The sequence below is a fragment of the Pseudomonas sp. A125 genome (assembly GCF_055409485.1).
On the sequence record NZ_JBUZVP010000002.1, the window covers coordinates 80,810 to 95,577 of the forward strand.

The window sequence follows — 14,768 nt, forward strand, 5'->3', positions numbered from 1 at the left end:
TGGGCTTGTGGGCGCAACCCCTATCAGCCCTGATCACAGCAACGCCCAAAACCTACTTCTTTTTCTTCGGAACCCGCACCAACTGCGTGTCGGAATACAGGTCATGCCAACTGCGTTTCTGCTTGTCGAACAACGACCAGATAAACCCCAACCCCACGCATAACCAAGACGCAATCGACACCACGAACCGTAGCAGCGCTTGCCACAAACTGATCCGTGACCCATCCGCGTTCTGCACCCGTACCCCCCAAACCTGCATGCCCAGGGTCTGCCCCGAATGCGTCCAGAACTTGGCAAAAAAACCAAACAACACAAAAAACAAAATCGTCGACAACAGCGGGTCACCATCCAGCGCACCCGATTCAGAAAGCGCGCGCAGCTTGGCCTCCCCGACAAACCCCATCCACACCAGCTTGTAGATAAAGGCCGTGACAATCAGCAAGGCCGTGCACAACAAAAAATCATAGAACATCGCTGCCAGGCGACGGCCCAGCCCTACGGCGGGAAACTCGCCTTGGGGACTCAGCAGGTGTTTCGACATGGCATGGCTCTCGGCAGGAAAAACGCCATTTTACGGAAGAACGCGCATAAAAAAGCCCCTGATGTCATATCAGAGGCTTTTTGTCGCAGCAAGGATCAGCCTTCTGCTTGTACTTCGTCGGCCTGCATGCCTTTCTGGCCTTGCACCGCGATGAAGGTCACTTTCTGGCCTTCTTTCAGGCTTTTGAAGCCGTTGCCCTGAATAGCGCGGAAGTGGACGAACAGATCCGGACCGCTTTCTGGAGTGATAAAACCAAACCCTTTTTCGTCGTTAAACCACTTGACGGTACCGCTCTGACGATCAGCCATTTTCTTGTTTCCTTGACGCAAAAAATTAATGACAGCCCCTTTCACATGAAAGAGTACTGGGCTGGGTTGCAGGAAAGTAAGAGACGTCGAACGGGTTGTAGCAAACTTTGGCTACTGCCCAGGTCCAGGTTCAAAGCGACCCATGCAAACACAGTGAGCAAACTCTACGCCAACTAAGACCGAAAAAACAAGCCCCGGCAAAAGCCCTGGTTTTGCTCGGCTTCATGACACTTAAGCGCACAATGTGGATCCTGTTTATTCGATAGTTTCCGTCACTTGTTATAGGTGATGGAACATAACATTGACTATCGACAGTGCACTTTAATGTGGCGGTTGCGTTACAGATTAGTGCACGTTAACGCAACCGCGTTACTTATAGGAACAGTCAATCAACCTCGGTAGTAACGTTGTGGCACGAATGGCATTTTACTTACACGAAGAGGTACCTTTTTCCCACGTACCAATGCCCATACTTCGGTGTCCAGCGCGATAAATGCGCTGTCCAGGTAACCCATGGCCAGCGGGCCCCCGAGGCTTGGGCCAAAGCCGCCGCTGCACACGCTGCCGATCACAGTGCCGTGTGCGTCGACGATTTCTGCACCTTCACGGACCGGCGTGCGTTCCTGCGGCAACAGGCCCACGCGTTTGCGGCTGACACCGGTTTGTTGCTGGGTGTAGATCACATCGGCGCCCGGGAAGCCGCCAGCACGTGGGCCGTCTGCGCGACGGGCCTTGGAAATCGCCCACAACAGGCTGGCCTCAATTGGCGTGGTCTCGGTGTTCATGTCATGCCCGTAGAGGCACAGGCCGGCTTCCAGGCGCAGGGAGTCGCGGGCGCCCAGGCCGATGGCCTGTACTTCGGCTTCGGCCAGCAGGCTGCGGGCCAGGGCTTCGGCACTGGCGGCCGGCACCGAGATTTCGAAACCGTCTTCGCCGGTGTAGCCCGAGCGGCTGACGTAGCAGTCCACGCCCAGCAGGCGGGTTGGTGCAAATTGCATGAAGGTCATGTGCTTGACCTCCGGTGCCAGCCGCGCCAGTACGCTGACGGCGGCCGGGCCTTGCAGGGCCAGAAGTGCGCGTTCCTCGAACAGCGGCTCAATCGTGCACTGCTCGCCGATGTGCTGGCGCAGGTGGGCCAGGTCCTGGTCTTTGCACGCGGCGTTGACCACCAGGAACAGTTCGTCGTTACCCAGGTTGGCGACCATCAGGTCATCCAGGATGCCGCCTTGCTCGTTGGTGAACATCGCGTAGCGCTGCATACCCACCGGCAGGTCGATGATGTCGACCGGCACCAGGCTTTCCAGGGCCTTGGCGGCACCGGCGCCGGTCAGGCGGATCTGGCCCATGTGCGACACATCGAACAACCCGGCCTGTTCACGGGTATGCAGGTGCTCCTTCATCACGCCCAGTGGGTATTGCACCGGCATGTCGTAGCCGGCGAACGGCACCATGCGCGCGCCCAGCTCGATGTGCAGGGCGTGCAACGGGGTTTTCAACAGGGTTTCGGTGGACATATTCAGCTCCTGAAAAACGTGCTGGCGCGCTTGTGGGCGTCAGCACTCGATAATGTTGACCGCCAAACCGCCACGGGCGGTTTCCTTGTATTTGCTTTTCATGTCGGCGCCGGTCTGGCGCATGGTGCGGATGACCTTGTCTAGGGAGACGAAATGTTGCCCGTCGCCGCGCAGGGCCATGCGCACCGCATTGATGGCCTTGACCGAACCCATGGCGTTGCGCTCGATGCAGGGCACCTGTACCAGGCCGCCGATGGGGTCGCAGGTAAGCCCCAGGTTGTGTTCCATGCCGATCTCGGCGGCGTTCTCGACCTGGGAAACCGTACCGCCCAACACTTCGCACAGGGCGCCGGCAGCCATGGAGCAGGCCACGCCGACTTCTCCCTGGCAGCCGACTTCGGCGCCGGAGATCGAGGCGTTTTCCTTGTACAGAATGCCGATAGCTGCGGCGGTGAGCAGGAAGCGCACCACGCCGTCTTCGCTCGCACCAGGGATAAAGCGCATGTAGTAGTGCAACACCGCCGGCACGATCCCGGCCGCACCGTTGGTGGGCGCTGTTACGACGCGCCCGCCATTGGCGTTTTCTTCGTTGACCGCCAAGGCGTACAGGTTGACCCAGTCCAGCACCGACAGCGGGTCGCGCAGCGCCGATTCCGGGTTCTTGCACAACTGGCGGTGCAGCGCGGCGGCGCGCCGCTTGACCTTCAGGCCGCCCGGCAAAATCCCTTCATTGCGACAGCCCGCGTCCACGCAATCCTGCATCACCTGCCAGATCTTCAGCAGGCCTGCACGGGTTTCGGCTTCTGGGCGCCAGGCACTTTCATTGGTCAGCATCACCTGGCTGATAGACAGCCCGTAGGTGGCGCAATGGCCGAGCAAGTCCTTGGCACTTTTGAACGGAAAGGTCAGGGGCGTGGCGTCTTCGACGATCCGGTCGTGGCCGGCGGCGTCTTCATCCACCACAAACCCGCCGCCCACCGAGTAGTACTCGCGGCTGCGGATCTGCAAACCGGCGGCGTCGAAAGCACGGAAGATCATGCCGTTGGGATGATAGGGCAGGGGTTTGCGAATCATCGCCAGGTGTTCTTTCTCGTTGAACGCAATGCTGTGTTCGCCGAGCAGGTTCAAGCGTGCGTTGCCGCGAATTTCCAACAAGCGTGCGGCGACGGTTTCAGTGTTCACGGTGTCTGGGTGTTCGCCTTCCAGGCCCAGCAATACGGCCTTGTCGCTGCCGTGGCCTTTGCCGGTGGCGCCCAGGGAGCCGTAGAGTTCCACCTTGACGCAGGTGGTGGCGCCCAGCAGGTTATCGCGCTTGAGCCCCTCGACGAATCGAGCGGCGGCGCGCATCGGGCCGACGGTGTGGGAGCTTGAAGGGCCGATGCCAATCTTGAACAGGTCGAACACGCTTAAAGACATGGTTGTTCTCCGGTTTCTTATTATTGATCGGGTGTACGCGGTCCAATGTGGGAGCCGGGCTTGTGTGGGAGCTGGCTTGCCTGCGATAGCATCGCCCGGGTCTACCGGATAGACCGAGGTGCTTGCATCGCAGGCAAGCCAGCTCCCACAAAAGCCAGCTCCCACATTGATCGCATTCTACCGGTCAGGTTACGCGTAGCTTTCGATCGACGGGCACGCGCACACCAGGTTGCGATCGCCAAACACGTTGTCGACCCGGCCAACCGGTGGCCAGTACTTGGCTTCGATCAGCGACGCTACCGGGTACACCGCTTGTTCACGGCTGTATGGGTGGCTCCATTCGCCAACCAGTTCCGCGGCAGTGTGTGGCGCGTTTTTCAGCGGGTTGTCGTCCTTGTCCAGCGCGCCATTTTCCACCGCGCGAATCTCTTCGCGGATGGCGATCATCGCGTCGCAGAAGCGGTCCAGTTCCTCCCTGGATTCGCTTTCGGTCGGTTCGATCATCAAGGTGCCAGCCACCGGGAACGACATGGTCGGGGCGTGGAAACCAAAATCGATCAGACGCTTGGCCACGTCATCCACGCTGATGCCGCTGCTGTCTTTCAACGGGCGCAGGTCGAGGATGCATTCGTGGGCCACCAGGCCATTGCTGCCGGTATACAGCACGGGGTAGTGCTCTTCCAGGCGACGGGAAATGTAGTTGGCATTCAGGATCGCCAGCTGCGAAGCGCGCTTGAGGCCCGCGCCGCCCATCATGCTGATGTACATCCAGGTGATCGGCAAAATGCTCGCGCTGCCGAACGGTGCGGCGCATACCGCGCCTTCCTTGCGCTCCATGGCCGCGTGGCCCGGCAAAAACGGCGTGAGGTGCGACTTGACGCCAATCGGGCCAACGCCCGGGCCGCCACCACCGTGGGGAATGCAGAAGGTTTTGTGCAGGTTCAGGTGGGACACGTCGCCGCCGAACTTGCCCGGCGCGCAGAGGCCGACCATGGCGTTCATGTTGGCACCGTCGATGTACACCTGGCCGCCGTTGTCATGAATGACCCCGCAGATTTCGCGGATGCCTTCTTCGAACACGCCGTGGGTGGACGGGTAGGTGATCATCAGCGCAGCGAGGTGCTCGCGGTGCTCGATGGCCTTGGCGCGCAGGTCTTCGATGTCGACGTTACCGCGTGCATCGCACGCGGTGACCACCACACGCATGCCGGCCATGTTGGCGGTGGCCGGGTTGGTGCCATGGGCCGACGAGGGGATCAGGCAGATGTCGCGGCGTTCTTCGCCACGGCTCTGGTGATAGGCACGAATCGCCAGCAAGCCCGCGTACTCGCCCTGGGAACCGGCGTTCGGTTGCAGGGAGATCGCGTCATAACCGGTGGCCGCACAGAGCATGGCTTCCAGCTCGGTGGTCAGTTGCTGATAGCCGGCGCTTTGCGCGGCTGGCGCGAACGGGTGCAGGGCACCGAATTCAGCCCAGGTCACCGGGATCATTTCGCTGGCGGCGTTGAGCTTCATGGTGCACGAGCCCAGCGGGATCATGGTGCGGTCCAGGGCCAGGTCCTTGTCGGCCAGCTTGCGCAGGTAGCGCATCAGCTCGGTTTCGGAGTGGTAACGGTTGAACACCGGGTGGCTGAGGATCGGCGACTGGCGCAGCAGCGCGGCCGGCAAGGTGCTTTCAACGCTGGTAGCCAGTGCGGCGAAGTCGGGCAGGGCTTTGCCGCCGGCGAACACGCTCCACAGGGTTTCGATATCGGCTTGTGAAGTGGTTTCGTCCACCGACAGGCCAACACGCTCACCATCGACCACACGCAGGTTGATGCGCTGGGCGCGGGCCTGGTCGTGCAGGGCGGCGGTTTGCGCGCCGGTTTTAATCGTCAGGGTGTCGAAGAAGTTGGCTTGTTCAACCGTCAGGCCCAATGCGCTCAAGCCTTTGGCGAAGATCGCGGTCAGGTGATGAATGCGATTGGCGATCTGGGTCAGGCCTTCAGGGCCGTGGTACACGGCATACATGCTGGCGATGTTGGCCAACAGCACTTGAGCGGTGCAGATGTTGCTGGTGGCTTTCTCGCGGCGGATATGTTGCTCGCGGGTCTGCATGGCCAGGCGCAGGGCCGGCTTGCCGAAACGGTCAACCGAGACGCCGACCAGACGGCCCGGCATGTCGCGCTTGAACGCATCCTTGGTAGAGAAGTACGCCGCGTGCGGGCCACCGAAGCCCAGCGGTACGCCAAAGCGTTGTGCGCTGCCGATGGCCACGTCGGCGCCAAACTCGCCCGGCGGGGCCAGCAGGGTCAGGGCCAGCAGGTCAGCGGCCACGGCTACCAGTGCGTTGGCGGCGTGGAAGCGCTCGGTCAGTTCGCGGTAGTCGAACACGTCACCGTTGCTCGCCGGGTACTGCAGCAGGGCACCGAAGAAGCTGCTGACGTCGGTCAGTTCACGCTCGTCGCCCACAACCACGTCGATGCCCAGCGGCTCGGCACGGGTGCGCAGCACGTCGAGGGTTTGCGGGTGGCTGTGCACGGAGGCGAAGAACGCATTGCTGCCTTTGTTCTTGCTCAGGCGTTTGCAGAAGGTCATGGCTTCGGCGGCGGCGGTGGCTTCGTCCAGCAAGGATGCGTTGGCGATCGGCAGGCCGGTGAGGTCGCTGATCAGCGTCTGGAAGTTCAGCAGCGACTCCAGGCGGCCCTGGGAAATCTCAGGCTGGTAAGGCGTGTAGGCGGTGTACCAGGCCGGGTTTTCCAGCAGGTTGCGCAGGATCGGCGCCGGCGTGTGGCAGTTGTAGTAGCCCTGGCCGATGTAGGTCTTGAACAGCTCGTTCTTGGCGGCGATGGCCTTGATCGAAGCCAGTGCATCGGCTTCGCTCAGGCCGTCGCTCAAGCCCAGCACGGCGGTGCCCTTGATGCTCTCCGGGATCACGCTGGCGCTCAGGGCTTCGAGGGAATCAAAGCCCAGGGTGGCGAGCATGTGTTGCTCGTCGTCCTGGCGCGGGCCGATGTGGCGGGCGATGAATTCGTTGGCGGTGGTCAGGTTAGTCATGGCGCGCTCCTCAGGCTTCAGCGTTGGCTTTGATCAGGCGGTCGTACGCATCCTGATCCAACAGCCTGGCTACTGCATCGGCGTCGGCCGGTTTAAAGCGGAAAAACCAGCCTTCGCCCATCGGGTCTTCGTTGACCAGCTCGGGGCTGGCGTCGAGCTTGTCGTTCACTTCGAGCACTTCGCCGTCCAGCGGCATGTACACGCCGCTGGCGGCCTTGACCGACTCAACGGTGGAGGCTTCTGCACCCTTGTCGTAAGCCTGCAGCTCAGGCAGTTGCACGAAAACCACATCACCCAGCGCGTTCTGCGCAAAAGCGGTAATGCCCACGGTCACGCTGCCGTCGGCTTCGGCGCGCAGCCATTCGTGATCTTCAGTAAAGCGCAACTCGCTCATGGAAACTCCTCAGGGCCAGATTCGTCTGGTGGACGGGATTGGAATAATGGGGAGTTACTTAGCAAAAACGCGGCCAATGTTTTTTTATTGTTATAAAACAGGTGGTTACTGATTATGGCGGGTGATGTCCGAAAGTTTGCTGTAGCGATATCGATACAGCTGGGCCGTTGAAAAAAAGCCTATGAGGATCAAAGCCTTGCATGGCGACGGTTGAAGCGGACTGTATCGATATCGTTCCGCTGTAGCGCTTTCAGTACAGGCGGAGGTCGCTTTTGCTAGCCACGTTGGAACGCAATCAATGTGGGAGCTGGTTTTTCGAAACGTCGCACCGCTGCGATAGCGTTGGGTCAGTCGACACCGCTATCGCAGGCAAGCCAGCTCCCACATTTTTACTGTGTGCAGTCACGGCTTGTTGGGAATGCCGTATTTGCGCAGGCGATGGGCAATGGCGGTATGGGAGGTTTGCAGGCGGCTGGCCAACTGGCGGGTGGACGGATAGCTGGCGTACAGCTTCTCCAGCAACCCGCGTTCGAAGTCTTCTACCGCCTGCTCCAGACTGTCGACTTCACCATCGCTCTGGCGCGCCACCGAGGTGCCGGCGATGTCCAGGTCGCCGATGTCCACCAGGCTGCTTTCGCAAATGGCGGCGGCGCGGAAGATTACGTTCTGCAACTGCCGCACGTTGCCCGGCCAGCGGTTGCCCAACAGCGCCGGGTAAGTGCCCGGCGCCAGGCGGCAGACCGGGCGCTGGATCTGCGCGCAGGCTTGCTGCATGAAGTAGCGGGCCAGCAGCAGGATGTCCTGGCCGCGTTCGCGCAGGGGCGGCACTTCGACGTTGAGCACGTTCAGGCGGTAGAACAGGTCTTCGCGAAAGGTGCCTTCGCTGACCATCTTTTCCAGGTCGCGATGAGTGGCGCTGAGGATCCGCACATTGACCTTCACCTCACGGTCGCCGCCCACCCGCCGGAAGCTGCCGTCATTCAGAAAGCGCAGCAATTTGGCCTGCAAATACGGCGACATCTCGCCTATCTCATCCAAAAATACCGTGCCCTGGTTCGCCAGTTCCATCAGCCCCGGCTTGCCGCCGCGCTGGGCGCCGGTAAAGGCGCCGGGGGCGTAGCCGAATAGCTCGCTTTCGGCGAGGTTCTCCGGCAGCGCCGCGCAGTTCAATGCCAGGAACGGCGCACTGTGGCGCGCGCTGATGGCATGGCAGGCGCGGGCGACCAGTTCCTTGCCGGTGCCGGTCTCGCCCTGGATCAACAACGGTGCATCCAGCGCCGCCACCCGTTGCGCCCGCGCCTTGAGGGTGCGGATCGCCGGGGACTCGCCCAGCAGTGCATCGAAGCCTTCGGCGTGGTCGTGGTGCAACGCAGACAGTTGTTCGCCGATGCGGTTGGGTTGGTACAGGGTCAGCAGGGCGCCGGCGTCGGTGATCGGCGTGGCGTCCAGCAGCAGGGTCTGACCGTTGACGCTGATTTCCCGCAGGGCCAGGCGAAAACCGTGTTCCAGCAAGGTGGCCTGCAGCGTCGGGTCGTCGAACAGCTCGTTGATGCTTTCGCCAGCGGGCTCGCGGCCATACAGCGCGATCAATGCCGGGTTGGCCAGCAGGATCTTGCCGGCGCTGTCCAGGGCCAATACCGGGTCGGTCATGGCTGCGAGCAGGGCGTCGAGTTGCAGGTGCTGGCGCTGGCCGGGGAGGATGTCGACCACGGTCACGGCTTGCACGCCGCGCACGCTGAACAGCGCATCGCGCAGTTCTTCCAGCACCTCGGCGCTCAGGGTTGGCGCGTCGATGTAGACGTTGGGCGGGACCATTTCCACCGCATCCAGGTTGAGATTGCGCCCACCGAGCAAGGCCAGGACTTCCTGGGTGATGCCGACGCGGTCGATGAAGCTGACGTGGATACGCATGGGGCGGTTAGCGGTTCTGGCGAGCGATAGGCGGCAAGTATGCCTGACGGGTGATGGAGATCAAAAAATGTGGGAACTGGCTTGCCTGCGATGCACACACTTCGGTCATTCAGATGGACTGAGGTGATGCAATCGCGGGCAAGCCCTGCTCCCATACAAGCCAGCTCCCACAGGGGATCGCCGGCGTTAATGAAACCGGGTTATCCGAGGTGTTCGGGTTTGATCGGGTCGCCGGGTTTCACATCCAACTGATGCCGCACATCCTCAAACATCAAGTCGTACTGCTTGTGCATCGAACCATTGAGCACGGCAATCTTCGGCATGCCGTATTTTTGCGCGATGTTCATCGCTTGCCGGGCAAAATCGAACGACTGGTCCTTGGGCAGGAAAAACTCTTCCTTGAGCTCCTTGCCCTGCACCGAGCCGTGCATCTTGAACAGCATGCCCTTGCCTTCCTTTGGGTCCTGGCTGACTTCGTAGTCGATGCACAGGTTGTAGCTGTAGTCGTCCTTGTTCAGCGCGTGGCGTTCGATGTGCAGGTGACCAGGTTCAAAGGTAGCCATAGGCGTTTCTCCTCTACTTCACAGGTACGTGATGCCAGGTTTCGCGGTACTGATGCGTGTGCCGGCGTTGCCCTGGACGATCGCTTCGATGTCCGAGAGTGAACCGATCACTGCAGTTTTGCCAGTCTGGCGGGCGAACTCGCACGCCGCCTGGACCTTGGGCCCCATGGAGCCGGCGGCGAAGCCGAGCTTTTCCATTTCGTCCGGGTGTGCCTGGCCGATGGCTTTCTGGGTGGGCTTGCCGAAGTCGATAAAGGCGGCATTGACGTCGGTGGCGATCACCAGCAAATCGGCGTCCAGTTGCCCGGCCAGCAAGGAGGAGCACAGGTCTTTGTCGATCACGGCTTCAATGCCTTTGAGCTTGCCGTTCTCGTCATACATCGTTGGAATGCCGCCGCCACCGGCGCAGATCACGATGCTGCCTTTTTCCAGCAGCCACTGGATCGGGCGGATTTCAAAGATTCGCTTCGGCCGCGGGCTGGCGACCACACGGCGATACTTGTCGCCATCGGGGGCAATCGCCCAGCCTTTTTCGGCGGCGAGTTGTTCCGCTTCGGCCTTGGAGTAGACCGGGCCGATGGGCTTGGTCGGGTTCTGGAAGGCCGGGTCCTTGGCGTCGACTTCGACTTGGGTCAACAGCGTGGCGAACGGCACTTCGAAGTCCAGCAGGTTGCCCAGTTCCTGTTCGATGATGTAGCCGATCATGCCTTCGGTTTCAGCGCCCAGCACGTCCAGCGGGTACGGCGAAACCTGGGTGTAGGCCGCGGCTTGCAGCGACAGCAGGCCCACTTGCGGGCCATTGCCGTGGGCAATCACCAGCTCGTTGCCGGCGTGGATCTTGGCGATCTGTTCGGTGGCGATGCGAATATTGGCCCGTTGATTGTCTGCGGTCATGGGCTCACCACGACGCAGGAGGGCGTTGCCGCCCAGTGCAACGACGATACGCATAATGCGATCCTTCTAAAATTCGGCTTTGTGAACACAAAACAAAATGTGGGGGCGGGCTTGTGTGGGAGCCGGGCTTGCCCGCGATGGCATCACCTCGGTACATCTGAACCACCGAGGCGTGTGCATCGCAGGCAAGCCAGCTCCCACAAAAGCACTCCCACATTGACTGTGTTTCGACAGTGGGAGCAGTGTCGGGTTAGATATCCGCCAGCGCCGACACCAGGATTGCCTTGATGGTGTGCATGCGGTTTTCCGCCTGCTCAAAGGCGATGTTGGCCGGGGATTCAAACACTTCTTCGGTCACTTCCACGCCATTGGCCAGGTTCGGATAACGCGCGGCGATGTCCTTGCCAACCTTGGTCTCGCTGTTGTGGAACGCCGGCAGGCAGTGCATGAATTTCACCCGTGGGTTGCCCGAGGCCTTCATCATCTTGGCGTTGACCTGGTACGGCAGCAGTTGCTCGATGCGCTCGTCCCACGCTTCCACGGGCTCACCCATGGACACCCAGATATCGGTGTGGATGAAGTCCACGCCTTTAACCGCCTCGACAGGGTCTTCGGTGATGGTGATGCGCGCGCCACTTTCCTCAGCGAATGCCTGGCACTGCTTGATGAAATCCGCATGCGGCCACAGGGCTTTCGGCGCGCCGATGCGCACGTCCATGCCCAGCTTGGCGCCGATCATCAGCAGCGAGTTGCCCATGTTGTAGCGGGCGTCGCCCAGGTAGGCGTAGCTGATGTCATGCAGCGGCTTGTCGCTGTGTTCGCGCATGGTCAGGGTGTCGGCGATCATTTGCGTCGGGTGGAACTCAGCGGTGAGGCCGTTGAACACCGGCACACCGGCGAACTTGGCCAGCTCTTCGACAATCTCCTGTTCAAAGCCACGGTACTCGATGGCATCGAACATCCGGCCGAGGACGCGGGCCGTGTCTTTCATGCTTTCCTTGTGGCCGATCTGCGACGACACCGGGTCGATGTAGGTGACGTGGGCGCCCTGGTCGTGGGCCGCGACTTCGAACGCGCAACGGGTGCGGGTCGAAGTTTTTTCGAAGATCAGCGCGATGTTCTTGCCCTTCAGGTGCGGACGCTCGGTGCCGGTGTATTTGGCGCGCTTGAGGTCGCGGGACAGGTCCAGCAGGTAATGCAGCTCGCGGGTGGTGTGATGCATCAGCGACAGCAGGCTGCGGTTGCGCATGTTGAAAGCCATGATGGATCTCCTTAGTAGTCGATTGGGTCGCGAATGATCGGGCAGGTCATGCAGTGGCCGCCGCCACGGCCGCGGCCGAGTTCGCCGGCACTGATGGTGATGACTTCCACACCGGCCTTGCGCAACAGGGTGTTGGTGTAGGTATTGCGGTCATAACCGATCACCACGCCAGGCTCCACGGCCACCACGTTGTTGCCGTCATCCCACTGCTCGCGCTCGGCGGCGAAGCTGTTGCCACCGGTTTCCACCACGCGCAGGGCCTTGAGGTTCAGGGCCGCGGCGACGGTGTCGAGGAAGTTGGTTTTTTCGCGCTGGATGTCGATGCCGCCGGGCTTGGTCTCGTCCGGGCGCAGGGTAAAGGCGACGATCTGGTTGACCACTTCCGGGAAGATCGTGACCAGGTCGCGGTCGCAGAAGCTGAACACCGTGTCGAGGTGCATCGCCGCGCGGGACTTCGGCAGGCCGGCGACGATCACGCGCTCCACGGCTTTGTGCTTGAACAGGTTCAGCGCAAGTTGGCCGATGGCCTGGCGCGAGGAACGCTCGCCCATGCCGATCAACACCACGCCGTTACCGATGGGCATCACGTCGCCGCCTTCCAGGGTGGCGTTGCCGTGTTCCTGGTCCGGGTCGCCGTACCACACCTGGAAGTCGGCGTTGGTGAACTCGGGGTGGAATTTATAGATGGCGCTCGCCAGCAGGGTTTCCTGGCGTCGCGCCGGCCAGTACATCGGGTTCAGCGTCACGCCGCCGTAGATCCAGCACGTGGTGTCGCGGGTGAACTGGGTGTTGGGCAGTGGCGGCAGGATGAAGCTCGAATGCCCGAGGAAGTCGCGGAACATCTCGATGGTCTTGCCGCCGAAACTGCTCGGCAGGTCATCGGCCGACACACCACCGATCAGGAACTCGGCGACCTTGCGCGGCTCCAGGCTGCGCAGCCACGAGCTGACTTCATTGACCAGGCCCAGGCCGACCTGGTTGGCGGTGATCTTGCGCGCAAGGATCCAGTCCAGCGCTTCGGGGATGGCGACGATGTCGGTCAGCAGGTTGTGCATTTCCAGCACATCGATGTCGCGCTCGCGCATCTTGGTCACGAAGTCGAAGTGGTCACGCTTGGCCTGGGCCACCCACAGCACATCATCGAACAGCAGTTCATCGCAGTTGTTGGGGGTCAGCCGCTGGTGGGCCAACCCGGGGGAGCACACCATGACTTTGCGCAGTTTGCCGGCTTCGGAATGTACGCCGTACTTCACTTTTTCCGTGGTCATTACAGATCCTCCAGTGAACAATAATTACAGGGTCAGGAAACCGTCGTAGAGCCCATAGGCCGCCACCAGGGCGCCAATGACCACTGCGGCGAAAATCAGTTTCTCGACATTGGTGAAAATCGGTTTGCCCAGTTCGTGCTTGGCCTTGGCGAACAGGATCGCGCCGGGGGCGTAGAGCAGGGCGGACAGCAGCAGGTATTTGGTGCCGCCGGCGTAGAGCAGCCACACCGCGTAGATCAGCGCAACGGCGCCGATAAACAGGTCTTTCTTGCGCTCGGCCAAGGCGTTTTCGTAGGTCTCGCCGCGCACCGCCAACAGCAGCGCATACGCCGCCGACCACAGGTAAGGCACCAGGATCATCGAGGTGGCAAGGTAGATCAGCGACAGGTAGGTACTCGCCGAGAACAGCGTGATCACCAGGAAAACCTGCACCATGGCGTTGGTCAGCCACAGGGCATTGACCGGCACATGGTTGGCGTTTTCCTTACGCAGGAACTCCGGCATGGTGTGGTCCTTGGCGGCCGCGAACATGATCTCTGCACACAGCAGCACCCACGACAGCAGCGCCCCGAGCAAGGAAATGATCAAGCCGACGCTGATCAGCACCGCGCCCCAATGCCCCACCACGTGCTCCAGCACGGCGGCCATCGACGGGTTCTGCAGCTTGGCCAGTTCCGGTTGGGTCATGATCCCCAGGGACAGCACGTTCACCAGCATCAGGAACAGCAACACAGTGATGAAACCAATCACCGTGGCCTTGCCGACGTCGGAGCGTTTTTCGGCGCGGGACGAGAAGATGCTCGCGCCTTCAATGCCGATGAACACCCACACGGTGACCAGCATCATGTTGCGCACCTGGTTCATCACACTGCCCAGGTCCGGGTTTTTCACGCCCCAGATGTCAGCGGTGAAGATGTCCAGCTTGAACGCGAAGACTGCGATCAACACGAACAGCACCAGAGGCACCACTTTGGCCACGGTGGTCACCAGGTTGATGAACGCGGCTTCCTTGATCCCGCGCAATACCAAAAAGTGCACGGCCCACAACAGCACCGATGCGCCGATCACTGCCGCCGGGGTGTTGCCTTCGCCGAAGATGGGAAAGAAGTAACCGAGGGTGCTGAACAGCAGCACGAAGTAACCGACGTTGCCCAGCCAGGCACTGATCCAGTAACCCCAGGCCGACGAGAAACCCATGTAGTCGCCAAACCCGGCCTTGGCGTAGGCATACACGCCGCCGTCGAGTTTGGGCTTGCGGTTGGCCAGGGTCTGGAACACGAAGGCCAGGGTCAACATGCCCACGGCGGTAATCACCCAACCAATCAGTACGGCACCCACATCGGCGCTGGCCGCCATGTTTTGCGGCAGTGAGAAGATCCCGCCACCAATCATTGAACCCACGACAAGTGCAACCAGTGCGCCAAGTCGAAGTTTTCCGGGAGATTCAGACATTGCATGACTCCAATGCAGGAGAAGAGAGACCACAGAATAAATCCGTGCGCTAATCAAACAGCTGACTCAGATCACTTCATTGGCACATTCCATTGTGAATTAATGACTTATGATGAAAGGTACGGGTGCTCAAGTGCCCCGCAGAGGCTCGAGATAGAGCGTTACTGCGTTTTAAACAAAAGGTTTTCTCATTGGCATGGACCTTTGAAG

At 60.9% G+C, this 14,768-nt stretch carries 12 protein-coding genes; all 12 read right to left on the reverse strand.

Going from position 1 to position 14,768, the window contains the following annotated elements; all coding sequences use genetic code 11:
- Window positions 1–52 precede the first annotated feature (52 nt).
- Window positions 53–541, reverse strand: coding sequence for an RDD family protein (locus ACZRN6_RS03350; RefSeq protein WP_322147113.1), 489 nt, complete (start codon window positions 539–541; stop codon window positions 53–55).
- Between the two features lie 95 nt (window positions 542–636).
- A complete protein-coding gene (locus ACZRN6_RS03355) occupies window positions 637–849 on the reverse strand; it encodes a cold-shock protein (protein ID WP_003220045.1) in 213 nt (70 codons plus the stop codon).
- 389 nt (window positions 850–1,238) lie between these two features.
- Window positions 1,239–2,363 (reverse strand): glycine cleavage system aminomethyltransferase GcvT, encoded by a 1,125-nt coding sequence (gene gcvT / locus ACZRN6_RS03360; protein ID WP_322147112.1) that lies wholly within the window; start codon window positions 2,361–2,363, stop codon window positions 1,239–1,241.
- A 39-nt stretch (window positions 2,364–2,402) separates the two neighbouring features.
- On the reverse strand, window positions 2,403–3,779 hold the full coding sequence (locus ACZRN6_RS03365) for an L-serine ammonia-lyase (RefSeq protein WP_087692646.1): 1,377 nt from the start codon (window positions 3,777–3,779) through the stop codon (window positions 2,403–2,405).
- A gap of 189 nt (window positions 3,780–3,968) precedes the next feature.
- Window positions 3,969–6,815, reverse strand: coding sequence for an aminomethyl-transferring glycine dehydrogenase (gene gcvP, locus ACZRN6_RS03370; RefSeq protein WP_464007209.1), 2,847 nt, complete (start codon window positions 6,813–6,815; stop codon window positions 3,969–3,971).
- 10 nt (window positions 6,816–6,825) lie between these two features.
- The gene (gene gcvH, locus ACZRN6_RS03375; protein WP_322147108.1) at window positions 6,826–7,209 is read right to left on the reverse strand and encodes a glycine cleavage system protein GcvH; all 384 of its coding nucleotides are present in this window, start codon (window positions 7,207–7,209) and stop codon (window positions 6,826–6,828) included.
- A 402-nt stretch (window positions 7,210–7,611) separates the two neighbouring features.
- Window positions 7,612–9,120: a sigma-54-dependent transcriptional regulator gene (locus tag ACZRN6_RS03380; protein WP_464007210.1), complete on the reverse strand. Its 1,509-nt coding sequence runs from the start codon at window positions 9,118–9,120 to the stop codon at window positions 7,612–7,614.
- Window positions 9,121–9,320: 200 nt separating this feature from the next.
- On the reverse strand, window positions 9,321–9,683 hold the full coding sequence (locus ACZRN6_RS03385; RefSeq protein ID WP_322147106.1) for a DUF5064 family protein: 363 nt from the start codon (window positions 9,681–9,683) through the stop codon (window positions 9,321–9,323).
- Window positions 9,684–9,701: 18 nt separating this feature from the next.
- Window positions 9,702–10,631, reverse strand: coding sequence for a carbamate kinase (gene arcC / locus ACZRN6_RS03390; protein WP_322147105.1), 930 nt, complete (start codon window positions 10,629–10,631; stop codon window positions 9,702–9,704).
- 196 nt (window positions 10,632–10,827) lie between these two features.
- Window positions 10,828–11,838 carry an ornithine carbamoyltransferase gene (locus tag ACZRN6_RS03395; RefSeq protein WP_322147104.1) on the reverse strand — a complete coding sequence of 337 codons (1,011 nt, stop codon included), beginning with the start codon at window positions 11,836–11,838 and terminating at the stop codon, window positions 10,828–10,830.
- 11 nt (window positions 11,839–11,849) lie between these two features.
- On the reverse strand, window positions 11,850–13,106 hold the full coding sequence (gene arcA, locus ACZRN6_RS03400) for an arginine deiminase (protein ID WP_017475703.1): 1,257 nt from the start codon (window positions 13,104–13,106) through the stop codon (window positions 11,850–11,852).
- Between the two features lie 24 nt (window positions 13,107–13,130).
- Window positions 13,131–14,558, reverse strand: a complete 1,428-nt coding sequence (arcD, locus tag ACZRN6_RS03405; RefSeq protein ID WP_464007211.1) for an arginine-ornithine antiporter — start codon at window positions 14,556–14,558, stop codon at window positions 13,131–13,133.
- Window positions 14,559–14,768: the final 210 nt, after the last annotated feature.